Origin of the sequence: Streptomyces sp. NPDC048696 (genome assembly GCF_043198895.1) — a bacterium.
Taxonomy (GTDB): Bacteria; Actinomycetota; Actinomycetes; order Streptomycetales; family Streptomycetaceae; genus Streptomyces.
In genome coordinates this window covers 116,193-140,799 of record NZ_JBICVJ010000004.1, presented here as the reverse complement: position 1 = coordinate 140,799, position 24,607 = coordinate 116,193, and the positions used below count along the sequence as shown (strand labels likewise).

Sequence of the window (24,607 nt, the reverse complement as noted above, 5' to 3'; positions counted from 1 at the left end):
GCGGGAGAACAAGTCACGTGAAAGACAGCACTTCCGGCAGAACAGAGAGGAAGACTCATGTTCAACCACATGGATCGCTTTCCCACGGGCAGTCCGCTTCCACAGGGACTCCGGACCGTCGCTCCTTGGGGTCTGCGCCGCATCTCCCCGTACCCGCCCTTCGAGGGGCACGACTACGCGACGGTGACGCTGGACCCGGCGACGCAGACCGCCCGGTATCTCGATGCCTCCGGGGCAGCGGCCTTGGCCCCGGGGCACGGCACCTCCTCCGGCACGAATCCCCCGACGGGCACCACAGGGCAGGGGGATCGCGCAGGCGGTGACGCTCCCGACAGCGACACGGGGAACGACACCGACCAGTGATGAAGGACGGACGTCCGGTCCTGGTCATCACGAATCTCGACGACCCGACCGCGGACTTCGTGATTGCCGAGCTGCACGGCCGGGGTGTCCCGGTCGTGCGGTTCGACTCCGGTGACTTCCCGGCCACCCTGTCGTGCTCGGCCTACATCGGCGAGACCGACGCGTGGCACGGAAGCGTGCAAACCCCGAGCAGGCGTGCCGATTTGGGATCGGTGCGCTCGGTGTACTACCGGCGTCCCTCCGGGTTCGCGTTCCCCCATCTCGACAAGCAGGACGCGCGCTTTGCCGTGGCCCAGGCCCGCTACGGGCTTGGCGGCATCTTGACCTCCCTGCCCGACTGTCTGTACGTCAACCACCCGAACCGCATCGGCGACGCCGAGTACAAGCCCGCAGGGCTCGCCGCCGCAGCGGCGGCCGGATTCGCCTTGCCGCCCACCTTGATCACGAACGTGCCGGACGACGCACGAGCCTTCGTCGAGGAGAACGGATCCGTCATCTTCAAGCCGCTGTCGGTCCCGCTCTACCTGGTCGACGGCAAAGCCCAGACGGTCCCGGTCGAGGAGGTGGCGGTCGACGAGATCGACGACTCAGTGGCCGGCACCATGCATCTCTTCCAGGCCCGCGTGGACAAGGCCGCCGACATTCGGGTCACGGTCATCGGCGATCGGACCTTCGCGGTGCGGATCGACTCCGGTCTCCTCGACTGGCGCACCGACTACAGCACCCATACGTACGCGCCCGTCACCGCACCGCCCGCAGTAGAAAGGGCGATGCGCGCCTACTTGAAGCACTTCGGGCTCGTCTTCGGGGCGTTCGACTTCGCTTTGGCCGAGTCCGAGGAGTGGATCTTCATGGAGTGCAACCCTTCCGGACAGTGGGCGTGGCTGGAGCCACCGACAGGTCTGCCCATGACCGCCGCACTCGCGGATCTTCTGGAAGGAGGGCCCCGTGATCACTGAGCCGGGTATTGAGAAGGCTGCGGCCGGCCTCCGGCGACAGCTCGCCGGACAGCTGGAAAAGGACGGCCAGCTGAGGTCGCCCCAGTGGCGAGCCGCCGTGGAGGCCGTGCCCCGCCACCTGTTCATCCCGTGCTTCTACCGCGAGAGCGACGCCCCCGGTGTCACCACGTATGAGCCGGTCACACCGGAGAGCGTCGGCCCCGAGGAATGGCTCCGGCTCGCCTACACCGACGAGACATGGATGACCCAGTTCGACGGCCGGGACATCGACTGGAACGACCCGCAGCCGATCAGCAACGCAGCCCCCACCTCATCGTCCACGCTCCCGAGCCTCGTCCTGCGGATGCTCGAAGATCTCGACGTGCAGGACGGTATGACCGTACTGGAGGTCGGCACAGGTACCGGCTACTCCACGGCGCTGATGTGCCACCGGCTCGGCAGTGAGCCGGTGACCTCCATCGAGACGGACGAGGGCGTGGCCCGCCGAGCCCGCGAAGCCCTCGCCCAGTGCGGCTACACCCCTCACCTGCTGGTGGCTGACGGCCGCGCCGGCCACCCGGAGAGGGCCCCGTACGACCGGCTGATCGCCACATGCGGCCTCCGCAACATCCCCCCGGCCTGGGTGGAGCAGGTGCGGCCGGGCGGTGTCATCCTCACCACCTTGCGCGGCTGGATGCGCTCGCTCGGCCTCGTCAAGCTCGTCGTCACCGGAGGCAGCGCGAGCGGGTGGTTCAGCGAGGACGACCCGAGCTTCATGATCGCCCGCCAGCAGGACGCGCCGGAAAACCTCGGTACGGTGCCAGGGCCTGACGACGGCATGAAGCGGAAGGCCACGTACGGACCGGAAGTCCTCACGGGTTCCGGTGCTGCCTTCATGGCGCAGCTCGCGGTGCCGGATGCCCGGTTCTTCTCCCTGCCAGTGGACGGCGGTCCGATCAGCACGTTCGTACTGGACAGCATCACCGGTTCGTTCGCGGCTCTCGCTCCTTCGGACAGCGGCTGGCAGGTTCGCCAAGGGGGCCCACGCCGACTGTGGGATGCCGTGGAATCTGCGGTTGCCACGTGGCAGGAGTACGGGTCACCGAGCCGTTCCTCGTTCGGCGTGACGGTCTCCCGCGATGCGCAGGTGGTCTGGCTCGGAAGCCCAGGCGGCCCCCGGTGGCCGCTACCCTCCAGAGACACCCACCGAGGTAAGGAACGGCAGGATGGACGACGAACCGCTGAAGGACTGGGCGGCGCGCCGTGACGCGAAGATCGGTCGACTTCGCGCCGTGCCCGTCGTCTCCGGCGACGGCCCGAAGGGCTCGCACCTGAGCCCGGACGCGCCACGCGCCATCGAGCGGTGGAACGGGCACACGTGGGAGCCCCACGGCCTCGTCGCCGGCCTGGCCGAAGCCAAGGCCGTCCTCTACCCGGAGGTCGGCGAACCTCCGACTCCGGGACCGGTACCGAAGCCGCTCGGCTCCGGCCGCGGCAAGCACAGGAAACCCCCGTCGCCCAGGCCGGACCGGCACTGAGCGACAGGGCACACGCCGACGGCGCCGCCACCACCCGCTGATGATCGCAAACGGTGCCGCGCCCCAACAACAGGCGCGGCACCGCCCCAGCGTCAGCGGCCGTAGCGGATCAGGGCCCGGACCATCCGGCACGTCGTGTCGGACGGGGGGTGGACTCCGATCAGCTCCGCCGTCGTGCGTATCTTGCGGTTGGGGGCCTGCTCGGGCTGGTACACGCCGGTGTCGAGCAGGGCGATGGCCAGGCGCATCGCCTTGAGGCGCCTGTTGTGCGTCTCGTACCACACACGCGGACGCCCGGCGGGCAGCGGCACCTTTTTCAGGGACAGCAGGGACAGCTGTTGCGGGGTGTGCGAAGTGAGTACGGCAGCGGCCATGGGCATCCTCCTGGGCAGTCGGGAACCCTCACGAACTGCCTCAATTTTACTGCCCACCACTGACAATCGGCCTGGCCCGAACGGCCGTTGGGATCGGCGTTCTCGCTGGCCAGGTGGGTTGGGAGGGGGTGGCGGGACCCTCGGGGCGGTACGTTGTCCGGCATGGAGATCTGGATCAACCCCGCCTGTTCCAAGTGCCGCAGCGCCGTCCAGCTGCTCGACGCCGAGGGCGCCTCGTACACCGTCCGCCGCTATCTCGACGACGTACCGTCCGAGGACGAGATCCGCGCCGTACTCGACCGGCTCGGGCTCGAACCGTGGGACATCACGCGTACGCAGGAGGCCGAGGCCAAGGAGCTCGGGGTGAAGGAGTGGGCGCGTGACGCGGGGGCGCGCGAGCGCTGGATCGCGGCGCTCGCCGCGCACCCCAAGCTCATCCAGCGCCCGATCATCACGGCGGACGACGGTACGGCGGTGGTCGCCCGCACGGACGACGCCGTGCGGGACGCGCTCTCCCGGTAGTCGGCCCCCGGGTGCCTCCCCCGGTCGCCGCCCCCTCAGTAACCGCCTCCCGGCAGCCGCCTCCGGGTAATCGCCCCCACCAGCCGCCCCGGAGGCCGTCAGCGGACTCGTTCGTCCGTGCCCGCGACCTTGCGCGCGGTCACGTTCAGCCGGTTCCACGTGTTGATCGTGAAGATCAGCGCGAGCAGCCCGCCGAGCTCCTGCTCGCTGAACTCCTCGGCCGCCTCCTCGAACACCTCGTCCTCCACACCCCCGTCGGCTATCAGCGTGACCGCCTCGGTGAGGGCGAGGGCCGCGCGCTCCTGCGGCGTGAAGAAGTGCGGGGCCTCGCGCCACACGCCGACCATGTGCAGCCGCTCCGGGTCCTCGCCCGCCTTGCGCGCGTCGCTGACGTGCATGTGAAGGCAGTACGCGCAGCTGTTGAGCTGCGAGGCGCGGATCTGCACCAGCTCCACCAGGGCCGGGTCGAGGTGCTCGGTGGCCGCCGCGTTCAGGGCGATGATCGCCTTGAACGCCTTCGGGTTCGCCTTGGCGAAGTCGATACGGATCGGGGTCTCGGCCGCCGCGCGGGCCACGGCCCCGGTGATCGTCGCGGTCATGGCCTCGGTCGTGGTCGTCGTCATGGTCTGCGTGTTCTGCGTCGTCGTCATGATCATGAATCTACGGGAGCATGCGACCCGCCCACAGGTGCATTTCCGATGCGGAAACGTGGGTCAATTCAAGGGTCGATTCTGCGGGCCCCCGAGCCCCGCCCCTCTCCCCCGGTTGTCATCCTTTCGGTCAGATCAACCAGTACTCAACGCGGACGATCCGGGTGAAAACTGCTCCTACCGTGGAGCCCATGCAGAAGAACTGGCTGTTCGGCGGCGTGTACGGGACCGTGCTCAGCAGCGCGCTGCTCGCGGCGCTGCACAGCGAGGGCACCCCGTACACGCCGTATTACAACGCCGCCTGGATCCTGGTGACCGCCGGCACCGCCGCGCTCGCCCACGCGTACGCGCATCACATGTCGTGCCATCGGCAGGACAGCGGCGGCCACCGGTGGCGGCGGCTCGCGGTGGCCGTGTCCGACGAGTGGCCGGTGATCATCGCGTGTATGCCGACCGTGCTGCTGCTCATCGCCTCCGGCCCCCTGGGCTGGCGCGAAAGTGACGTCACCACCGCCGGGCTGGCCCTCAACGCGGCCCTGCTGTTCGGCTGGGGCACCTTCGCCGCCCTGCGGGTGGGCTACCGGCGCCGGGCCGCCACGCTCATCGGCGGCGCCGACGCGGCGATCGGCGTGCTCATCGCCGGAGCGAATGCGGTCATCAAGTGACAGAAGAGACAAGAAGACAACAGGCCGTGGCCAAACCCGAGTAACACCGGGTTCACAAACGGGCAACGGACGGGAAATGCGCAGATGTGAAGCTGCCCGCACCGGCGACCCCCCACACCGCCGGGACCCCGCACCGCCGGACCCGCCACAGCGCCGGGCCCCGCACCCCGCAGCTCCCGCAAAGGATGGCTTCCGTGACGTTCAAGGCCGAGTACATCTGGATCGACGGCACCGAGCCGACCGCCAAGCTCCGCTCCAAGACCAAGATCATCGCGGGTGCGCCCACCGACGCCGAGCTGCCCGTGTGGGGCTTCGACGGGTCCTCCACCAACCAGGCCCAGGGGCACGCCTCCGACCGTGTCCTCAAGCCGGTCTTCTCCTGTCCGGACCCGATCCGGGGCGGCGACGACGTACTCGTCCTGTGCGAGGTCCTGGACATCGACGGCACGCCGCACGCGTCCAACACGCGCGCGCTGCTGCGTCCGCTCGCCGAGCGGTTCGCCGCCCAGGAGCCGATCTTCGGCATCGAGCAGGAGTACACCTTCTTCGACGGCACCCGTCCGCTCGGCTTCCCGGTCGGCGGCTTCCCGGCCGCCCAGGGCGGCTACTACTGCGGTGTCGGCGCCGACGAGATCTTCGGCCGCGAGATCGTCGAGAAGCACCTCGACCACTGCCTCGCCGCGGGTCTGAGCATCTCCGGCATCAACGCCGAGGTCATGCCGGGCCAGTGGGAGTTCCAGGTCGGCCCGGTCGGCCCGCTGGAGGTCTCCGACCAGCTGTGGATCGCGCGCTGGCTGCTCTACCGCACGGCCGAGGAGTTCAACGTCTCGGCGACCCTCGACCCGAAGCCGGTCAAGGGCGACTGGAACGGCGCGGGCGCCCACACCAACTTCTCCACCAAGGCCATGCGCGAGGGCTACGACGCGATCATCACCGCGTGCGAGGCGCTGGGCGAGGGCTCCAAGCCGATGGACCACGTCAAGAACTACGGCGCGGGCATCGACGACCGCCTCACCGGGCTGCACGAGACCGCCCCGTGGAACGAGTACTCGTACGGCGTCTCCGACCGCGGCGCCTCGGTGCGCATCCCGTGGCAGGTCGAGGTGGACAAGAAGGGCTACATCGAGGACCGCCGCCCCAACGCCAACGTCGACCCGTACGTCGTCACGCGGCTCATCGTCGAGACCTGCTGCACCGGGCTTGAGAAGGCCGGACAGGTCTGAGCCGAGCGAGCCGGAGTTTCGGCCACGGTTCTCCGGAGGGCGTTCACCGCGTACGTGCGGTGGGCGCCCTCCGGCGCTCCCTTCGGCGTTCCCTCCGGTGCTTGCTCCGGCGCTCCCTCCCGCCTCCCCTCCGGCCTTTCCGGCGGCGGGATTTGGCCACCCCGTGCCAAGGATCCGTATCAGCACGTGGGAGGCGCTGGGCGGGTCCAGACCTATCTGGTTGAATGGCCCCATGGCCAGCTTCCCGAACCCCGCTACAGGTCGCAGCGACCTTGAGCCGTTCTGGCCGTCCCGTCAGGACCACGACTTCGACCGGGTGTGTTGCCGCGCGACGAACGCGCCGGCCCTCTAAAGCCTCCCTTCTCCGAAGGCCTTCGGCCCGCGCGCACGACGTACGTCCCTGACGACTCCGCGCGAAAGAGCTGACCTCTCATGGCGAACACCCGTACTTTCTCCGCCTCCGCTGCGACCGCCGCCCACCCCGGTCCCGTACCCCTGGGACGCCATCGACTCCGTGCCGTCGACCGTGACGAGGTGGCCGCCACCGGCACCGTCGTCGACTTCCTTCCGCCCGGCGCCACTTGGCTGCCCGCGCCCCAGCACACCCTGCCCGCCCTGCCCGGACGGCCGCCGATGATCGGATATCTGGTGCTCGTCCCGGCCGACCAGCAGCCGCCACTCGCGGCCGCGCCCGAACCGCTCGTCCAGGTGCCGGAGCCGGTGACCGGCGACGAGCTCGTACGGATCGACGCGGTGCGCCGGACCGCCGAGGTCGACGGGCGGATCCTTGACCTCACGTATCTGGAGTTCGAGCTGCTGGCCCATCTGGTGGCGCACCCGCAGCGGGTGCACACCCGGGACCAGCTGGTGACCACGGTCTGGGGGTACGGCCACGTCGGCGACGGCCGGACCGTGGACGTCCATGTCGCCCGGCTGCGCCGCAAGCTCGGCGCCGAGAACCGGCACGCGATCCAGACGGTCCGGCGGGTCGGGTACAAGTACGCGCCCTGATCCGCCCGTTGGCCCCGCACCGGGCGCCCCCGGCACGCTTCTCCCGCGCCGGGGGCGCTCTCATGTCAGGGGGTGTTGCCAGGTACACCCCGGCTGGGGGGACCGGCCCCGTGACCGCACCCGTGCGGCACGGCGAGACTGGGGTCCGCAAGCGCATGGGGCCCACGAAGGGGGACGACGACGATGGTGAAGAAGATACGGGCGGGACTGCTCGCCGGTGGCCGGGGGTTCGGCCTGGCGACGAGCGGCATGGCCGTCGGGATCCTCCTGTTCACCCTGGCCGTCGTGTCGATCGGCCTGATCCCGATCGGCATCGGTGTGCTCACCACCCCCGCCGCGCTCGACGCGGTACGGGTGTACGCCAACCGGCGCCGCGCCCTGGCCCATGAATGGCTCGGGATGGAGATCGCGGTGCCCTATCGCGCGCTTCCCCGCCAGCAGCGGGCGGGGCTGCTCGGCACGGCCGAGCGGTGCGGGCTGCTCCTGAAGGACCCGGCGACCTGGCGCGATCTGGAGTGGCTGCTCGCCGACATGACGGCGGGCGCCGTCGTCGCCTTCCTGGCGCCCTGCCTGCTGCTCTACAGCGTGTGGGGCACGGTGCTCGCGGCGGGCGTCTGGAAGCCGATCGACAACGCGGGCGGCGGCCTGTGGTTCACCTTCGTCCACATCACCTCGCAGTCGACGGCCAATCTGGCGGCCGTCCTCGGCTTCGTGTACGCCGTCCTCGGTCTCTTCGTGAACCCGCAGCTGGTACGGGCCAACTTCGCCATCGCCAAGTCGCTGCTCTCCCCCACCCGCGAGCAGGCGCTCGCCCTGCGGGTGGAGCGCCTGACCGAGACGCGGCACGACGCGGTGGACAGCTCGGCCGCCGAACTGCGCCGGATCGAGCGCGATCTGCACGACGGGGCGCAGGCCCGGCTGGTCGCCATGGGCATGAGCCTCGGCACGATCGAGGCGCTGATCGAGAAGGACCCCGAGCAGGCCAAGGCGCTGCTCGCCAAGGCCCGTGAGTCCTCGGCCGAGGCGCTGACCGAACTGCGCGACCTGGTCCGGGGCATCCACCCGCCGGTCCTCGCCGAACGCGGCCTGGGCGACGCGGTACGCGCCCTCGCGCTGCGCATGCCGCTGGCGGTGGAGGTCGATGTGGAGCTGCCGGCCGGGCGCGCCGAGGCACCGGTCGAGTCGGCCGCGTACTTCGCGGTCAGCGAGCTGCTCACCAACGCGGTCAAGCACGCCGAGGCCGACCGGATCTGGATCGACCTCTCGTACGGCGGCGGGGCGTTGCGCCTGTCGGTCACCGACAACGGGCGCGGCGGGGCGCGCGTGGGCGCCGGGTCCGGGCTGAGCGGGGTGGAGCGCCGACTGGGTACATTCGACGGCGTCCTGGCCGTCAGCAGTCCCGTGGGCGGCCCCACCATGGTGACCGTGGAGATTCCTTGCGCGTTGTCCTAGCCGAAGACCTGTTCCTGCTCCGCGACGGTCTGGTGCGGCTGCTTGAGGCGTACGACTTCGAGATCCTCGCGGCGGTCGAGAGCGGGCCCGAACTGTCGCGTGCGCTGGCCGAGTTGGACCCGGAGGTGGCGATCGTCGACGTACGGCTGCCGCCGACGCACACCGACGAGGGATTGCAGTGCGCGCTCGCCGCGCGGCGGGCGCGGCCGGGGCTTCCGGTGCTGGTCCTGTCGCAGCATGTCGAGCAGCTGTACGCGCGTGAGCTGCTGGCCGACGGGAACGGTGGCGTCGGGTATCTCTTGAAGGACCGGGTCTTCGACGCCGGGCAGTTCGTCGACGCGGTGCGGCGGGTGGCGGGCGGGGGCACCGCGATGGACCCCCAGGTGATCTCGCAGCTGCTGTCCCGGCAGGTGCGGGACTCTCCCGTCGGGGGGCTCACTCCGCGTGAGCGGGAGGTCATGGAGCTGGTCGCCCAGGGGCGGTCCAATGCGGCGATCGCTCAGCAGCTGGTGGTGACGGAGCGGGCCGTCGCGAAGCACACGTCCAACATCTTCGCGAAGCTGGGGTTGCCGGTGTCTGACGATGACAATCGGCGGGTGTTGGCTGTTTTGGCCTATCTGGAGCGAGGATAAGCCGTTTGCGCTCCGCGCGGGGTTTTCTTTCGGCTGCGGACCGTAGGGGCGCCCCCTATATAGGACGGTGGTTCGGTGCGGGTCGGCTGTGGCTGGGCGCGCAGTTCCCCGCGCCCCTCTAGGTCGCCCCGGACCGCATGTGGCCGCCGCGAAGGGCCCGCCCACGTGTGAATGGCGTGGGCACCCGCCCCGCGCGGGTTAGCCTGGCGGGACCATGAACCGCATGATCACGCCCTGGGGCGAGTACGAGCTGACCCGATTTCCCGAGGACCCGCGCGACCAGCTGCGGGCCTGGGACGCCGCCGACGAGTATCTGCTGCGGCATCTGGAGGACACGGGCACCGATCTCTCGGGGGCCGTGGTCGCGCTGGGTGACCGGTGGGGGGCCTTGACCACCGTCCTCGCCGGGCGGGGGGCGGGCTCGGTCGTCCAGATCAGCGAGTCGTTCCTGGGCCAGGAAGCGACCCGGGCGAACCTCGCGCGGGCCGGGGTGCCGCTCGACGCCGTCACGCTGCTCTCGACCCACGACGAGCCGCCCGCCCGGGTGGACGTGCTGCTCGTCCGGGTGCCGAAGAGCCTGGCCCTCCTGGAGGACCAGCTGCACCGGCTCGCCCCGGCCGTGCACGCGGACACCGTGGTCGTCGGCACCGGCATGGTGAAGGACATCCACACCTCCACCCTGAAGCTGTTCGAAAAGCTGCTCGGCCCGACCAAGACGTCGCTGGCCGAGAAGAAGGCCCGGCTGATCTTCTGCGAGCCGGATCCCGAGCTGGCCCGGCCGGTGAACCCGTGGCCGCTGACGTACTCCCTTGAGATGGGCATCGGCCCGGCCTCGGGGCTCGCCGTCACCAACTACGCGGGCGTGTTCTGCGGCGACCGCCTCGACATGGGCACCCGCTTCCTGCTCCAGCACATGCCCACGCGTACGGGCCCGGACCGGGTCGTCGACCTCGGCTGCGGCAACGGCATCGTGGGTACGGCGGCGGCGCTCGCCAACCCCGAGGCGACCGTGGTGTTCACGGACGAGTCGCATCAGGCCATCGCCTCGGCGCGGGCGACGTTCCGGCTCTGCGCGGGCGCGGCCCGCGAGGGGAGCGCCGAGTTCCGGTTGGGCGACGGGCTGAGCGGGTTCCCGCCGGGCAGCGCCGATCTGGTGCTCAACAACCCGCCGTTCCACACCCATCAGGCGACGACCGACCGTACGTCGACCCGGATGTTCACGGACGCGCGCGAGGCGCTGCGCGAGGGCGGCGAGCTGTGGGTGGTCGGCAACCGGCACCTGGGCTACCACCTCAAGCTCCAGCGGCTCTTCGGCAACAGTGAACTCGTCGCCAGCGACCCGAAGTTCGTGGTGCTGCGCGCGGTCAAGCACTGACGGTCGGTCACCGGGGCGGCCCGTGCGCCCCGGTGTTCCTGGAGATACCTACGAAATAGCCGGGGCGTTGAACGCCCCATGAGCCACATCCGTATGGAACGACGCGCTGCTTCAAGCGAAGGAGTTCCATGCGACGCTCATCAGGCTCATCACGAAAACGCTCGACACTGGCCGGCCGTATGGCGATTGCCTCGGTCGCCCTGATCCTGGGCGGGGGTGGGCTGGTCGCGGTCAATGTGTATGCCTCTGCCAATGAGGGCCAGTCCGGTCCGCCGGGATCGGGCCAGAATTCCGGGCAGTTGAATATCGGTCAGCAGATGTCGACCATCAGCTGTCCGGATGTGACCAACAGCCTGCCGGACGTACCCGATCAGGCCCGGCCACAAGTCGACCGCGAACTGGCCGGCATTGATACGCAGATCACCGACGCGTACGAGAAGTTCGCCTCGAACAAGGACAAGGTCGCCCGGGATCCGGGCTGGGCGGACCGGTCCGTCCTGGCGCCGCTGAAGGACAGCCGGGCGGCCGCCATCGACCGGATCGGCGCCGCCATCGGGCGCGGCGGCGGACAGCGGCCCCAGGGGCTCCAGGGGCTCGCGCCGTGCAGCCTGCGCGCCGACGACAACGGCGGCGCGGCCTCGGCCAACGGGCAGCAGGCTCAGGGCCAGGGCCAGTGGCAGGGCCAAACCCCAGGTCAGGGCCAAGGCCAGGGTCAGGCCCAGACCGGCGGGCAGGGGCAGGGCCAGGGGCAGAACGTCGGCGGTCAGGGGCAGGGCTCGCTCGGGAACGGGCCCTCGAAGAACGACTTCGTCGACATCCGGTCCGTCCAGCCCAATGTGCGCACCCCGCGCGCCCAGCGCGGCGGCTCGACCGGTCTGTTCACCAGTAATTGCGGCGTCAACCAGAATGCCAAACGCAACCCCGACAACGTCATCGTCGCACCCGGCGTGAGCAACGGCGCCCACCATATGCACGACTACGTGGGCAATCAGGCCACCGACGCCTTCTCCAGCGACACCGATCTGGCCAACGGCGGCACCAGCTGCAGTAATCAGGGCGACAAGTCCACGTATTACTGGCCGGTGCTGCGGCTGCAGAACGGGCAGAACGAGAACGACGCCAACGCGGACGGCGGCGGCAAGGACCAGAACGTCGGCAAGATTCAGACGCCGGTCCAGGTCACCATCAAGCTCGCCGGAAGTCCGGTCAGCAAGGTCACCGCGATGCCGCGTTTTCTGCGGATCATCACCGGTGACGCGAAGGCGTTCACCAACGGTAACGCCAATGCCAACGCGTCGTGGAGCTGCACCGGTTTCGAGAACCGCCAGCTCAAGGACAAATACCCGATCTGCCCGCAGGGCAGCAACGTGGTCCGCACCTTCAAATTCCAGAGCTGCTGGGACGGAAAGAACACGGACAGCGCGAACCACCGGACGCATGTCGCCTTCGCCCTCAAGAACGGCGCCTGCCCGGCCGGATTCAAGGCGATCCCGCAATTGCAGCAGCGGATCGTGTATTCCGTGCCGCCCGGTCCCGGATTCGCCGTCGACTCGTTCCCCGAGCAGCTCCACAAGCCTGTCACCGATCACGGTGATTTCATCGACGTCTTCAGCGACTCGCTGATGAGGAAGGTGGTGAACTGCATCAATACGGGGCGCAGTTGCGCCTGACCCACAAGGCGCGCACGCGCCGGCAGTACCGCTCCCCCTGACAGCTCCCCCCGGGCTTGTGGGCCCGGGGGGAGCACCCGCTGCGCGGTCAGCTCATGTGGTGGTGTCCGGAATGGTTGGTCCCGGTCTCGACACTGCCACCGAGCCGGCCGCGCAGCGCGTTGACCACGGTCTCGTCGCCGACGGCGACCCATTTGCGGCCCACCAGATAGGCGCCGCCGTAGTCCTTGGCCTCGTTGATCCACTCCCGCTGGCCCCGGTCCGTGGCGAAGGTCGCCAGGACGTAGCGCCCGTCCGAAGTGGTGCAGTTGGCCTGCCGCAGCTCCGTCGCATTCGTGGAGATCTTCGGCTTGCACATGGCTTTCGCCGCGATTTCCTCAAGTGTTCCGCTGGTCGCCTCGGGCGCGTCATCACCGTGTGATCCGCAGCCCGCCGCCAAGGTCATCAATGCCGCCGCCAGGGCCGCTCGTACGAGTTTGCGCATTCTCTTATCGTGCCCTCAACCACCCCTTGCCCGTGGGTATTCGGCCATATCGGTGAACTCATTTACCGGTCACCCGCACCTTTTGGTTACCGTGCGCTGCGCACGCGCCTGTTGTCACCGCGACAACACGAGGAGCGAGGAGCGCAGAGCCGATGACAGCCGACTTTTCGAGACGCGCATTGCTGGGGACCACCGCCGCGATGGGGACGACCGCCGCAGTGGGGACGACCGCCGCGATCGGGGCCGGGTCGGCGCTCGGGGCCCCGGCACACGCCGCGAGCCCCACCGAAGACACCCCCGGCCCCGCCCGCGCCGCCCTCACCCGTCTCCTCCCCCACCACGCCGACCAGATCGCCCTCGTCCCGCTGCCCGCCGACGGCCCCGACCGCTTCCGGGTCACGGGCGGCACCGGACGTATCCAGATCGCCGCCACCGGCCCGGCCACCGCCCTCACCGGTCTGCACTGGTACCTCAAGTACACCTGCAAGGCCCATCTGACCTGGGCGGGAAGCCAGTTGGACCTGCCCCGAAGGCTGCCCGCGCCCGCCCGGCCCGTGGTGCGCGCCGCCACCGTCCCGCACCGGTTCGTCTGCAACGACACCCACGACGGCTACACCGGCCCGTACGCCGACTGGCCGCGCTGGGAGCGGCTGATCGACGTCCTGGCGCTGCACGGCTGCAACGAGGTCCTGGTGACTCCCGGCCAAGAGGCCGTCTACCACCGGCTGCTGCTCGACTTCGGGTACCGGGACGACGAGGCGCGCGCGTGGCTGCCCGCGCCCTCGCACCAGCCGTGGTGGCTGCTCCAGAACATGAGCGGGTACGGCGGTCCGCCCTCGCCCGCGCTGATCGAGCGCCGCGCCGCGCTGGGCGCGCGGATCACCGCGCGGCTGCGGGAGCTGGGGATGCGGCCGGTGCTGCCCGGCTACTTCGGGACCGTCCCGGACGGCTTCGCGGATCGCCATCCCGGCGCCCGGGTCGTTCCGCAGGGCAGCTGGAACGGGTTGCGGCGGCCCGACTGGCTCGATCCGCGCACCGAGGCGTTCCCCCGGGTCGCCGCCGCCTTCTACCGCCACCAGGCCGAACTGCTCGGCGAGGCGCGGTACTTCAAGATGGATCTGCTGCACGAGGGCGGCACCCCGGGCGACGTTCCGGTCGCCGACGCGGCCAGGGCCGTCGAGCGGGCCCTGCACACCGCCCGGCCCGGCGCGACCTGGGTGATACTCGGCTGGCAGACCAACCCGCGCCGGGCCGTCCTGGACGCCGTGGACCGGTCCCGGGTGCTGGTCGTCGACGGCCTCTCGGACCTCGCCACGGTCACCGACCGCGAGAGCGACTGGAACGGCACGCCGTACGCGTTCGGCACCATCCCGAACTTCGGCGGCCGCACCACGATCGGCGCCAACACCCATCACTGGGCGGCCAAGTTCACCGAGTGGCGCGACCGGCCGGGCAGCGCGCTGGCCGGTACCGCGTACATGCCGGAGGCCGCCGAGCGCGATCCGGCCGCCTTCGAGCTGTTCAGCGAGCTCGCCTGGCGGACCGAGGCGGTGGACCGGGAGGCGTGGTTCCGTTCGTACGCGGACCTCCGGTACGGCGGCGAGGACGGGCACGCGCGCGAGGCGTTCGCCGCGCTCGCCGCCACCGCGTACCGGCTGACGACCGCCGACGGCCGGCCCGTCGACTCGCTCTTCACCCGCCGCCCGTCCCTCACCGCGGCCGCCGTCACGGCCTTCGACCCGCCCCTGTTCGACCGCGCGTTCGCCCAACTGCTGGCCGTACGACGTGAGTTGCGCGACTCGGACGCGTACGCCCACGACCTCACCGACCTGGCCCGCCAGTCGCTCGCGAACCGCTCCCGGCTGCTGCTGCCACGGCTGCGGCTCGCCCACGAGGAGCGGGACCGGGCCGCCTTCCGCGCCCTGAGCAGGCTCTGGCTCAGGCTGATGCGGCTCGCCGACGAGATGTCCGGCTGCCATCGGGCGTTCCTGCTCGGCCCCTGGATCGAGGACGCGAAACGGTTCGCGACGAGCGCCGATGAGGCGGTGCGCCTGGAGTGGACGGCCCGTACGCTCATCACCACCTGGGCGGACCGCTCGGCGGCCGACGACCTGAGCAACTACGCGGACCGCGACTGGCAGGGCCTGCTGGCGGATCTCCATCTTCCGCAGTGGCGGGCCTACTTGGACGAGATCGGCGACGCCCTGGCCGAGAACCGGCCGCCCCGGACCTTCGACTGGTACCCGGGCGAACAGGCGTGGACGCGGGAGCGGGCCGCGTATCCGGTGCGGGCGACGGGTGACCCGTACCGCACCGCCCGGCGCGTGCACGACACCCTGGCGGGCGCGCCCTACCAGGGAACCGTCGCCGTCGCCGCCGACCCGGTGAGCTTCACCCCGGGCTCCACGGGTACGGTCACGGCCGTCTTCCGCAATCTCAACGGACTGCGGGCGACGGGCCGCGTCGACTTCGCGCTGACCGGCCTCGACGCCCGGCCGGAGGGCGACACGTTCCTGCGGCGGGTCCCGGCGGCGGGCGTGGGGGCGGTGCGCTGGCGGGTCACCGCACCCGCCGAGCCGCTGACCGTACCGCTGGCGCCGATGCCGTACGAGCTGAGCACGCGGTACGGGCCGGACGGCGCGGACCGGGTGACCGCCGTCCAGCGCTCCGCCCTCTGCCTGGCCGCGCCGCTGAGCAGCCGGTGGCGGACGTTCACCAGCAACGACGCGGTCTTCGGTGAACTCGGCGACCGGCTCGCGATCAACGGCGGCGGCCATGACCTGTGGAAGGGCGTGTCGCAGTTCGGCGCGGCGTACCGGCCGGGGGCGATGGTGGCGGGAACGGTGGTGACCGTGCGCGTCGACTCCCAGGAGGACACGGGCAGTTGGGCCCGCTGCGGAATCGTCGCGCGCAATGGTTTGGCCGTGCAGGGGGCCGCCGGTTTCGTCAATCTGGCGGTGACGCCGGGGCAGGGCGTGGTGCTCTCGTACGACGCGGACGGCGACGGACTGCTCGACACCTACCGGCGCCTGACGGGCGTGCGGGCGCCGGTGCTGCTGCGGCTGAGCCGGGGCCCGGCGGCCGGGTCGTTCACCGGCGCCTGCTCGACCGACGGCGGCGCGACCTGGCGGACCGTGGCCACCGCGACCGTCCCGGCGACGTCCGCCGTCCAGGACGCCGGCCTGTTCATGACGGCGGCGAACGGGGCCGACGGGGTGCGCGGGACGGCGGAGTTCAGCGGGTGGTCGGCAGGGGCGGCGGGGGACGCTGTGCCGCGTTGACGGATGATGTCGCCATGGATGCCCCTGTGCTCGCACCCGTGTACGTCGGCGGAGTCCAGCTCGGCGCGTACGCCGCCCGGGAACTGCTCGACGCCCCCGCCCGTGAGGACCTGCTGCGCGCCTGCTCCACCAACGTCGACAACCTGAGCGCGGGCCGCTGGCAAACGCTCGGGCTGAGCGCGCTGGTGGTCGAGGAACCGATGGAACTCCCGTACGCCCTGCTGCTGCTCGCGGTCCTCGGATACGCCGAGTACGCGCGCGGTGCCTGGTGGACGGCCGGGGTGTTCCTGCTCGGCCACGTCGGCGCGACGCTGCTCGTGTACGGGGGTCTCGTGGCCTCCCGCCCGTCCCCGGCGACCCGGTCGGCGCTCGACGTCGGCACGAGCTACGGCTACAACGCGGTGGCGGGCGCCCTGACGGGCACCCTGCCGCGCGGGCCATGGCGCACAGGCGCCCGGCTCGCGCTCCTCGCGCTGGGCGCACGCCCGCTGCTGCGCCGCGAGCGCACGTTCACGGACGCGGGGCACATGGTGGCGCTGTGTCTGGGGATGGGGGTGTCGTGGGTGGGTCGACGGTAAGGGCTGGGAGTCAGGGTTACATTTCTGACTGAACCGGGGCACATATGGACGAGCCCATGTCGTTCCGTCCCATGCAGGAGCCCGTTCGCCCATGACCGCGATCCCCGCCACCACTGTCGCCAACCTCCGCGATCTGGGCGGCACGCCGCTCGCCGGGGGCCGTACGGTCCGGTCCGGCCTGGTCTTCCGGGCCGGGGCGCTCGACCGCTACGACCCCGGCGGCGACCCGGGTGTGGCGGCGCTCGGGATCCGTACGGTGGTCGACCTCCGTACGAACGCGGAGCGCGCAGAGCGGCCCGACCGGCTGCCGGACGGGGCGCGGCTCGTCGTCGCGGACGCGCTGGCGGACGCGGTGAGCGCGGACGGGGCACCGGCGGTGGCCGCGCAGCTGCGGCACGTCCTGGCCGACCCCGTCACCGCCGAACAGCGCCTGGGCCGGGGCCGGGCCCAGGAGCTGTTCGCCGAGACCTACCGGGGCCTGGTGTCCTCGCCCTCCGCCCGCGCCGCGTACCGCACGCTGCTGCTCGAACTGGGCGCCGAGGACGCCGGCCCGCTGCTCTTCCACTGCACGGCGGGCAAGGACCGCACGGGGTGGGGCACGACGGTCGTCCTCTCGCTGCTGGACGCGGAGGCATCGGCGATCGAGCGGGAGTACCTGTCGGTGAACAGCGCGGTCCGCCAGGCGTTCGCGCCCCTGATCGAGGGCTTCACCGCCCAGGGCGGCGACCCGGAGATCGCCCTGGCGGTGATCGGCGTGGTCCCGGAGTACCTGACGGCGGCACTGGAGGAGGTGTCGCTGCGGTACGGGTCGATGGAGGAGTACGTACGGGAGGGGTTGGGCGTGGGGGACGAGGTGGTGGAGCGGGTCCGGGGGCGGGTGGTGGGGTGAGGGGGAGCGGGCGTGCGGCGGGCGGGTGACCATCTCACCATTCGCTCGTTTTGCTGAACGTGGCCCCGCCCCAGGACATCCTCAACCGCCCCAACCCCATCGGTATCGAGCAGGCCGAAGCGGCCCTGGTCGAGCACTATCCTCGGCTGACCCGGCTCGCCTATCTCGTGCTGCCGCCCTCCCTCGGGCGCAACCGGCGCGTGGTGACCGCGCACGCGCTGGTGCAGAGGTCGCTGCCCCGGGGGCGTGGTGCCGGGGAGGGGCCCATTCCGGCGCCCCGGCGGGAGGACCCGGGGTACGGGTTCGTGCGGCGGCAGGTCGTGCGGCAGGCGTTGGAGGCCGGGCTGCCGTTGCGGCGGCGGGCGTGGCCCAAGCGGGCGCAGTTGCCGCCGGTGCTGCCGCAGGTGTGGGGGCTGCGGCTGTTCCCCCGGTCCGGCGGGGCCGATGAACTCGCCCTTGACCAGCGGCTCTCCGCGCTCAGCGGGCCCGGCCGGGCCGCGTACGTGCTGCGCGGGCTCGACGGTCTCGGCGACGCCGAGCTGCGCCGCGAGCTCGCCGCCGTGGGGGTCGAGGACCCCGCCGCCGCCGTCGCGGAGGCCGGCGCCCCGGACGCCTCGGCCGCCCTGCTCGCCTCCGCCGAGTTCGACCCCTGCTCGCTCCAGGCCCGCCCCACCGACCTGATGCGCCGCCGCCAGCACGCGCGCGCAGCCCTCGTCGCCACCGCCGCCGTCGTCGTCTGCGGCGCGCTCCTCGGGCTGCCCGGGGACGGCTGGGGCCCGGACGGCGCCGCCGCGCCCTCGTACGCGCGCAATCCAGCCGCCGAGGCGGCCCTCGACCCGGCCCAGGTCGTCCGGGTGCGGAGCGCGGCCTGGCGGACCTCGGCCCGTACCGACTTCTCCGTATGGCCCGCCCGGGGCGCGCTCACCGGCGACAGCGAGCTGCTGCGGCGGGCGCTCGCCGTCTGGGCCCGGCCGGGGAAGTCCGTGCACGTCTCGGCGACACCGGGAACGCCGTCCGGGCCCCCGATGGGCGCGCCCCAACTGCTGTACGCGGGGCGGGTGGACGGCGCCCGCATCGTGCTCTTCTACGACGGCATGCGGATCGCCCGGTACGCGGAGCCGCTGGACGGCCAGTCCGGCGCGGCCCTCGACTTCGCGCGCGTGGACGGCGCCGACGCGGCGTCCGCCGAGGCCCTGGTGGTGGGCCGCACCGACGGCAACGTCCGCTATCTGACCGCCCCTTGGGTGCGCGAGGCGGCCGTGCGCGACCTGCTCGACCCGTCGGCCGCGCCCCGCCCGCTGCACCGCGACGCGGACGGCGTGACCGCCCCGCTCGTCTCGCCCGCCCAGGCCCGCGACTGCACCTCCTGGGACGTGCTCCAGCTGCGCGACGACTCGGGGGCGGCGCTGCTCACCGACCTCGGCGAGCTGGCGCCCGCCCGGCTGACCTGGGGAGCGCCGGACGCGCCGAAGGACATCACCAGCGCCGCCGCGCGCGAGGCCTGGGCCAGGACCGCCTGTCTGCTGCCGACGGTCCGCTCGCACGGCGTGCGCACCGTGAACTCCTGGCAGTTCGCCAAGCAGACGCTCCCCGAGACCGGTGGCACGGCCGCCTGGCTCTGCACCCGGGCCGACACCTGGTCCGGCACGGACGGCCAGGTGCTCGCCCAGTTCCAGGCCCCCGCGCCCAGGCCCGGCACGGCGGGCGCGGTCGCCGCGCGCGCCGAGAACACGGCCGCCTGCGGGCCGCGCCAGCCGCATGTGCTGGCCGGGGTGCTCTGGAAGTCCCACGGCGGGCACTGGTACGTGCTGGCCGCGGGCAGCGAGGACCTGGCCCGGGTCGGTGTCACCGGCGGCGTCGAGGCCGAGGAGCACGGCCATCTGCTCGCCGTGCGCACCCAGGAGGGCGCCCGGGCCCAGCTCACCGGCCGCCTCGCGGACGGCACGACGGTCAACGCCTTGCGCTGAGAAACGGCTGAGGGACGGCGGCGAGAAACGACGGACGGACGAACAACTCCTCGCACACCCCTGTTGCGCGGCGTCTACCCGTCAGTACATTGACGCCATGTCTAATACGCCGCAGCCCGCTCCGGTGGTCTCGGAGCACATAGAGCTCAAGGCCCGGAACGTCTCGTTCGAGTGGGAGAAGACGCCCCTGCACTGGGTCCCCGGCGACCCGTTCACCGGCCACACCATCAATGTGCTGCATCTGCTGCTCCCGGCCGGTGAGCGCTGGTTCGTGCAGGTGTACAAGCAGGTCCTGCCGTACATCCGCGACGAGCGGCTGCGCGAGGACGTCATCGGGTTCATCGGGCAGGAGGCCACCCACTCCGCGGCCCACGACGACGTGCTCCCCCATCTCAAGGCGCTCGGCCTGGACCCCACCCCGTACACCGCGCAGGTCGACTGGCTCTTCGAGAAGCTGCTCGGGGACCGGACGCTGCCGCCGGGGCGGGCGCGCGAGTGGTGGCTGATGGAGCGGGTCGCGACCATCGCGGCGATCGAGCACTACACGGCGTTCCTGGGCGACTGGATCCTCAACGCCGACGCCCTGGACCGGCGCGGCGCCGACCCGACCATGCTGGATCTGCTGCGCTGGCACGGCGCCGAGGAGGTCGAGCACCGCTCCGTCGCGTTCGACCTGTTCATGCACGTCGACGGCGGCTACCGGCGCCGGGCGCGGACCTGGGCGACCGCGTTCACCGCGCTCGTCTTCCTCTGGCAGCGCGGCGCCCGCTTCTTCATGGCGAACGACCCGACCCTGCTCGACGGCAAGGCGAGCTTCCGGGACTTCGTACGCGCCGGACGCCAGGGCACACTGCCCGCGCCGACCGCGATGCTGCGCTCGATCCCGCGCTATCTGAGCCGTACGTACCACCCTTCGCAGGAAGGCTCCACCGAGCAGGCCGTGGCCTATCTGGCGAGTTCGCCCGGCGCGGGCGGTGGTCGCTGACATGCCCCGCACCCGGTCCGTGGTCCTTCTCGCGGGGGCCGCGCTGCTCACCCGGCGGGCGCTGCGCCGCCGCATCGCCGCGTCCCCGCTGTGGCCGCTGCCCGCCCTCGACGCGCCGATCTCGGGGCAGGGCACCCGCCGCGCCCCCTCGATGCGGCTCACCGTCGCCGAACGGACCGCCCCCGCCGAGGGCGTGGCGCTGCTGCGGCTCGAAGCGCCGACGGGCACCCCGCTGCCCGCCTGGGAACCGGGCGCGCACCTCGATCTGGTGCTGCCGTCCGGCCTGATCCGCCAGTACTCGCTCTGCGGCGACCCCGCCGACCGCGCCGCGTACACGGTCGCGACCCGGCTGATCGAGGACGGGCGGGGCGGCTCCCGCGAGGTCCACGAGCAGCTGCGCGAAGGCGCCGAACTCGTCGTACGCGGGCCGCGCAACCGGTTCGCGCTGGCCGAGGCGCCCTCGTACGCGTTCGTGGCGGGCGGGATCGGGATCACGCCCATCCTGCCCATGCTGCGGGCGGTCGCGGCGGCCGGGGGCGAGTGGCGGCTGCTGTACGGCGGGCGCTCGCGCGCCACCATGCCGTTCCTGGACGAGATCGAGAAGCTGGGCACCGAGGGCTCGCGGGTCACGGTGGTGCCCGAGGACGAGGCGGGACTGCCCGATGTGGGCGCCTTCCTGGCCGGTACGGACGAGGGCGCGGCGGTGTACTGCTGCGGTCCCGAGCCGCTGATGGACGCCGTGGGCGCGCGCGTGCCCGAGGGGCGCACCCTGCATCTGGAGCGGTTCACGCCGGGCGCGAGCACCGCGCAGCTGGGCACCTTCGAGGTCGAACTGCGGCGTACGGGCCGCACCCTCACGGTCGAGGCGGGCACCTCCGTGCTCGCCACCGTCCGCGCGGAGCTGCCGGACCTCGCGTACTCCTGCGAGCAGGGCTTCTGCGGAACCTGTCAACAGCGGGTCCTGGAAGGGGAGATCGACCACCAGGACGAGCTCCTGACCGACGCCGAGCGCGAGGACTCGATGCTGATCTGCGTATCTCGCTGCCGGGGAGCGAAAATCGTCCTCGACCTGTAGGTACTCTGTTCGCATGACGACCGGGGTACGGCGCAGGATGGGCGTCGAAGAGCGCAGGCGGCAGCTGATCGGGGTCGCGCTGGAGCTGTTCAGCCACCGCTCCCCCGACGACGTCTCCATCGACGAGATAGCGGCGGCCGCCGGGATATCGCGGCCGCTCGTCTATCACTACTTCCCCGGCAAGCAGAGTCTGTACGAGGCCGCGCTGCGCAGGGCCGCCGACGATCTGGCCGGACGGTTCGTGGAGCCGCGCGAAGGGCCGCTCGGGGCGCGGCTGCTGCGGGTGATGGGACGGTTCTTCGACTTCGTCGAAGGGCACGGGCCCGGCTTCTCCGCGCTGATGCGGGGCGGCCCGGCGGCCTCGGCGGTCGGCTCGACCTCCGCCAACGCGATGATCGACGAGGTGCGGCACGCGGCCTACCTCCAGATCCTCGCCCATCTGGACGTCCAGGACCCGCCCGCGCGCCTTGAGTTGGTCGTACGGTCGTGGGTCTCGCTGGCCGAGTCGACCGCCCTGATCTGGCTGGACGGCCGCCGGATCCCGCGCGCGGAGCTGGAGTTGCAGCTGGTGCACGACTTCGCGGCGCTGGCGGCGGTGAGCGCCGCGTACGACGCGGAGATGGCGGCGGTGGTGCTGCGGATCATCGCCGACGAGCCCACGGACGGGCCGTTCGGCGATCTGCTCGCCCGCCTCACGGCCTTGGCACCGGCCACCGACAGCTGATCGCCGCGCACCTGCCCGTACCGTGATCACCATGACGACACCGATCGACAAGCTCTCCTTCCGGCTCGCCGACGAGGGCGATCTCGCCGTCCTGGTCGGCCTGTACGACGCGGCCGCGCACCGGATGCGGGGCAGCGGGATCGACCAGTGGCGGCCCGGCGACAAGGACGCGGCGCACTTCCGGCGGCGGATCGCGGAGGGCGAGGTCTGGCTGGCCGTGCTCGACGGCCGGGTGGCCGGGGCGTACGAGCTGTGGTGGCACGACGAGCCGGCCTGGGGGGTGCGCCCGCCCGAGGCGGGCTATGTGCACCGGCTGATGACGGACCCCGAGGTCGCGCCCGCGGGCACCGGCCGGGCCCTGCTCGCTCACGCCGAGCGGCGGATCGCGGCCGCCGGACGCGCGCTGGCCCGCCTGGACTTCAAGGCGTCGAGCCCGGGGCTGCGGGCGTACTACGAGCGGGCCGGGTACGCGGTGGCGGGCGAGCAGCCGTTCAAGGAGGGCGACGGCAGCAACTACGCGGTGGTGCTGATGGAGAAGCGGCTCGGCTGAACCGTCACGCCATTCCCGTGAGCCGTAGCGCAAGGAGCGCCACATCGTCCTCGCGGCTGCCGAAGGAGCTCAGGAGGGTGTCGCAGAGGTCGGCCGTGCCGTGCGGGGCCAGGGCCGCGATGCGGCGCAGCCGCTCCATGGAGTCGGCGAGGTCGGTGCCGCGTGTCTCGATCAGGCCGTCCGTCACCATCAACAGCAGGTCGGTCGGCCGCAGTCGGCAGGGCGCCGCGTCGGGGCGGTCGAGGCCGAGCCCGAGCAGCGGGCCGTGCACGTCGAGGTAGGCCGCCTCGCCGTGGGCGGGGATGCGCAGCGGCGGTATATGGCCCGCGTTGGCGATCCGGGCGATGCCGCGCAGCGGGTCGATCAGCGCGAGGCAGAGGGTGGCGGTGGCCTCGGGGTGGTAGAGCTGGAGCATCCGGTCGAGGCGGCGCGCGAGGACGGCCGGGTCGCGCTCGTCGGTCGCGTACGCCCGTAGCGCGTGGCGCAGTTCGACCATGACGGTGGCCGCGTCGAGCGAGTGGCCGACGACGTCGCCGACGCCGACGAGCAGCCCGTCGGGGGTGGGCAAGGCGGTGTAGAAGTCGCCGCCGATCTCGGCGCGGGGCGAGGCCGGCACATAGCGTACGGCGACGTCCGCGCCGGGCACCCGGGGCTGGTGCTGCGGCAGGAAGCTGCGCTGGAGGGTGAGCGCCACGTGCCGTTCCTCGGCGGCGATGCGCAGCGACTCGGCGGCCTGCGCGGTGGCCTCGGCGAGGTGGCCGAGCAGGGCCCGGGTGTCCTGGTCCTCGGCGGCGCGCACGGGGGCGGCCAGACAGACCGGCGGCTGGTCGGCGCGGGTGCGGGCCAGCACCAGGCGCACCTCGCCGCGCCCCGGGCCCGCCCACAGGATGCCGGGCGGCCACAGGGGGTCGGGGGCGGGCAGCGAGCACACGCCGACGCGGCCCGCCATGGACCGCTGGAGCAGCACGGACAGCGCGGCGGCGGTGCCGATCCGCCGGCGCGGCGGGCCGCCCGCGTACAGCGTGCCGTCGGTGCCGAAGACGAGGGCGGCGGCCGGGCAGCGCACCAGGGCGGCGGTCGCGGCGGCGGCCGTGTCGGCGAGCTCCTGCGGGCAGCTCGCCGCGTGGAGTTCGGCGGTGGCGGTGGCGAGCCGGGCGAGCCGGCCCGCGCGGGCGTCGGCGTCGTGGCGGAACCTGGCCCCGCGCAGCGCGGCCCGCACCACGGCCTGGATCTCCTCGGGCTCCACGGGCACCGCGAGATACGCCTCGGCGCCCGCGTCCAGGCCCCGGGTGCGGTCGCGCGGGGTGCCGGCGGCGGCCGAGAAGTGCACCACGGGCATCAGGGCGATCTCGGGGTGCGCCTTGATGCGGCGGCAGAGTTCGATGCCGTCCATGTCGGGCAGGCCCACGTCGACCAGGGCCGCATCGGGCAGCGCGCCGTTCCTGACCCGCAGGTCGAGCTCGACCAGGGTCGCCGACGCGGTGGCCAGCGGCACCACCCGGTGGCCCGCCCGGCGCAGGACCGCGCCCATGGCGTAGCGGTTGGCGTCGATGTCGTCGACGACCAGCACGGTGGTGTCGTGTGACGGGTTCACTGCGAGTCCCCCGTGGGGCGGGCCCCGGTGGGCGGTGGTGCGGACGGGTCGGTCGTACGGGTCGTTT

The 24,607-nt window shown here is 72.1% G+C and carries 24 protein-coding genes; 20 read left to right on the top strand and 4 right to left on the bottom strand.

The annotated features are described in order from the left end of the window. Positions 1-57: 57 nt before the first annotated feature. From tgmA to ACGFRG_RS09785, 4 genes are read left to right on the top strand one after another with little or no spacing between them, the layout of a single operon-like run. Complete coding sequence (tgmA, locus tag ACGFRG_RS09800; RefSeq protein ID WP_393262921.1) at positions 58-363, top strand: putative ATP-grasp-modified RiPP; 306 nt, start codon at positions 58-60, stop codon at positions 361-363. After that, entirely contained in the window at positions 363-1,322 is a 960-nt protein-coding gene (tgmB, locus tag ACGFRG_RS09795; protein WP_361425085.1) for an ATP-grasp ribosomal peptide maturase, read from the top strand. The genes tgmA and tgmB overlap by 1 nt, the downstream gene beginning before the upstream one ends. Next, a complete protein-coding gene (gene tgmC, locus ACGFRG_RS09790; RefSeq protein WP_361425088.1) occupies positions 1,312-2,568 on the top strand; it encodes an ATP-grasp peptide maturase system methyltransferase in 1,257 nt (418 codons plus the stop codon). Before tgmB ends, tgmC begins: the two co-directional genes overlap by 11 nt. After that, positions 2,528-2,839 carry a DUF6087 family protein gene (locus ACGFRG_RS09785; protein ID WP_361425091.1) on the top strand — a complete coding sequence of 104 codons (312 nt, stop codon included), beginning with the start codon at positions 2,528-2,530 and terminating at the stop codon, positions 2,837-2,839. Before tgmC ends, ACGFRG_RS09785 begins: the two co-directional genes overlap by 41 nt. A 92-nt stretch (positions 2,840-2,931) precedes the next feature. On the opposite strand, the gene ACGFRG_RS09780 is transcribed toward ACGFRG_RS09785, so the two are convergent. Then, positions 2,932-3,213: a hypothetical protein gene (locus tag ACGFRG_RS09780; protein ID WP_188277798.1), complete on the bottom strand. Its 282-nt coding sequence runs from the start codon at positions 3,211-3,213 to the stop codon at positions 2,932-2,934. Between the two features lie 162 nt (positions 3,214-3,375). Between ACGFRG_RS09780 and ACGFRG_RS09775 the strand changes: the two genes are divergently transcribed. Continuing rightward, positions 3,376-3,735 carry an arsenate reductase family protein gene (locus ACGFRG_RS09775; RefSeq protein WP_393262917.1) on the top strand — a complete coding sequence of 120 codons (360 nt, stop codon included), beginning with the start codon at positions 3,376-3,378 and terminating at the stop codon, positions 3,733-3,735. Positions 3,736-3,833: 98 nt separating this feature from the next. Here ACGFRG_RS09775 and ACGFRG_RS09770 read toward each other — a convergent pair whose 3' ends face one another. After that, positions 3,834-4,391, bottom strand: coding sequence for a carboxymuconolactone decarboxylase family protein (locus tag ACGFRG_RS09770; protein WP_393262915.1), 558 nt, complete (start codon positions 4,389-4,391; stop codon positions 3,834-3,836). A gap of 185 nt (positions 4,392-4,576) precedes the next feature. Here ACGFRG_RS09770 and ACGFRG_RS09765 point away from each other — a divergent pair, with 185 nt between their 5' ends. The 7 genes from ACGFRG_RS09765 (at position 4,577) to ACGFRG_RS09735 (ending at position 12,413) form a co-directional block, all read left to right on the top strand. Continuing rightward, a complete protein-coding gene (locus ACGFRG_RS09765) occupies positions 4,577-5,050 on the top strand; it encodes a hypothetical protein (RefSeq protein ID WP_393262912.1) in 474 nt (157 codons plus the stop codon). A gap of 194 nt (positions 5,051-5,244) precedes the next feature. After that, positions 5,245-6,273: a glutamine synthetase gene (gene glnII / locus ACGFRG_RS09760; protein ID WP_361425104.1), complete on the top strand. Its 1,029-nt coding sequence runs from the start codon at positions 5,245-5,247 to the stop codon at positions 6,271-6,273. 432 nt (positions 6,274-6,705) lie between these two features. Beyond that, positions 6,706-7,284, top strand: a complete 579-nt coding sequence (locus ACGFRG_RS09755; RefSeq protein WP_361425107.1) for a winged helix-turn-helix domain-containing protein — start codon at positions 6,706-6,708, stop codon at positions 7,282-7,284. A gap of 183 nt (positions 7,285-7,467) precedes the next feature. Further along, entirely contained in the window at positions 7,468-8,736 is a 1,269-nt protein-coding gene (locus tag ACGFRG_RS09750; protein WP_393262909.1) for a sensor histidine kinase, read from the top strand. Continuing rightward, positions 8,721-9,368 carry a response regulator transcription factor gene (locus ACGFRG_RS09745; RefSeq protein WP_361425113.1) on the top strand — a complete coding sequence of 216 codons (648 nt, stop codon included), beginning with the start codon at positions 8,721-8,723 and terminating at the stop codon, positions 9,366-9,368. Before ACGFRG_RS09750 ends, ACGFRG_RS09745 begins: the two co-directional genes overlap by 16 nt. Positions 9,369-9,591: 223 nt before the next feature. Continuing rightward, positions 9,592-10,743 carry a methyltransferase gene (locus ACGFRG_RS09740; protein ID WP_393262907.1) on the top strand — a complete coding sequence of 384 codons (1,152 nt, stop codon included), beginning with the start codon at positions 9,592-9,594 and terminating at the stop codon, positions 10,741-10,743. A 128-nt stretch (positions 10,744-10,871) separates the two neighbouring features. Beyond that, complete coding sequence (locus ACGFRG_RS09735) at positions 10,872-12,413, top strand: DUF1996 domain-containing protein (protein ID WP_393262905.1); 1,542 nt, start codon at positions 10,872-10,874, stop codon at positions 12,411-12,413. Positions 12,414-12,501: 88 nt separating this feature from the next. On the opposite strand, the gene ACGFRG_RS09730 is transcribed toward ACGFRG_RS09735, so the two are convergent. Next, positions 12,502-12,897, bottom strand: a complete 396-nt coding sequence (locus ACGFRG_RS09730; RefSeq protein WP_393262903.1) for a hypothetical protein — start codon at positions 12,895-12,897, stop codon at positions 12,502-12,504. Between the two features lie 152 nt (positions 12,898-13,049). On the opposite strand from ACGFRG_RS09730, the gene ACGFRG_RS09725 reads away from it, so the two are divergent. The 8 genes from ACGFRG_RS09725 to ACGFRG_RS09690 all read left to right on the top strand — a co-directional run bounded on the left by ACGFRG_RS09725 (position 13,050) and on the right by ACGFRG_RS09690 (position 22,946). Beyond that, a complete protein-coding gene (locus ACGFRG_RS09725; protein WP_393262901.1) occupies positions 13,050-16,178 on the top strand; it encodes an alpha-N-acetylglucosaminidase in 3,129 nt (1,042 codons plus the stop codon). A 14-nt stretch (positions 16,179-16,192) separates the two neighbouring features. Then, complete coding sequence (locus tag ACGFRG_RS09720) at positions 16,193-16,756, top strand: rhomboid-like protein (RefSeq protein WP_361425125.1); 564 nt, start codon at positions 16,193-16,195, stop codon at positions 16,754-16,756. Positions 16,757-16,847: 91 nt separating this feature from the next. Then, positions 16,848-17,645, top strand: a complete 798-nt coding sequence (locus ACGFRG_RS09715) for a tyrosine-protein phosphatase (protein WP_393262898.1) — start codon at positions 16,848-16,850, stop codon at positions 17,643-17,645. A 59-nt stretch (positions 17,646-17,704) separates the two neighbouring features. Next, a complete protein-coding gene (locus tag ACGFRG_RS09710) occupies positions 17,705-19,612 on the top strand; it encodes a hypothetical protein (RefSeq protein ID WP_393262895.1) in 1,908 nt (635 codons plus the stop codon). Positions 19,613-19,709: 97 nt separating this feature from the next. Further along, positions 19,710-20,597, top strand: coding sequence for a metal-dependent hydrolase (locus ACGFRG_RS09705; RefSeq protein ID WP_393262892.1), 888 nt, complete (start codon positions 19,710-19,712; stop codon positions 20,595-20,597). Position 20,598: 1 nt separating this feature from the next. Then, positions 20,599-21,672 carry a PDR/VanB family oxidoreductase gene (locus ACGFRG_RS09700; protein ID WP_361425136.1) on the top strand — a complete coding sequence of 358 codons (1,074 nt, stop codon included), beginning with the start codon at positions 20,599-20,601 and terminating at the stop codon, positions 21,670-21,672. A 13-nt stretch (positions 21,673-21,685) separates the two neighbouring features. Then, complete coding sequence (locus tag ACGFRG_RS09695; RefSeq protein ID WP_361425139.1) at positions 21,686-22,396, top strand: TetR/AcrR family transcriptional regulator; 711 nt, start codon at positions 21,686-21,688, stop codon at positions 22,394-22,396. Positions 22,397-22,427: 31 nt separating this feature from the next. Then, positions 22,428-22,946, top strand: coding sequence for a GNAT family N-acetyltransferase (locus ACGFRG_RS09690; protein WP_393262889.1), 519 nt, complete (start codon positions 22,428-22,430; stop codon positions 22,944-22,946). A 4-nt stretch (positions 22,947-22,950) separates the two neighbouring features. On the opposite strand, the gene ACGFRG_RS09685 is transcribed toward ACGFRG_RS09690, so the two are convergent. After that, complete coding sequence (locus ACGFRG_RS09685) at positions 22,951-24,540, bottom strand: SpoIIE family protein phosphatase (protein ID WP_393262887.1); 1,590 nt, start codon at positions 24,538-24,540, stop codon at positions 22,951-22,953. Positions 24,541-24,607: the final 67 nt, after the last annotated feature.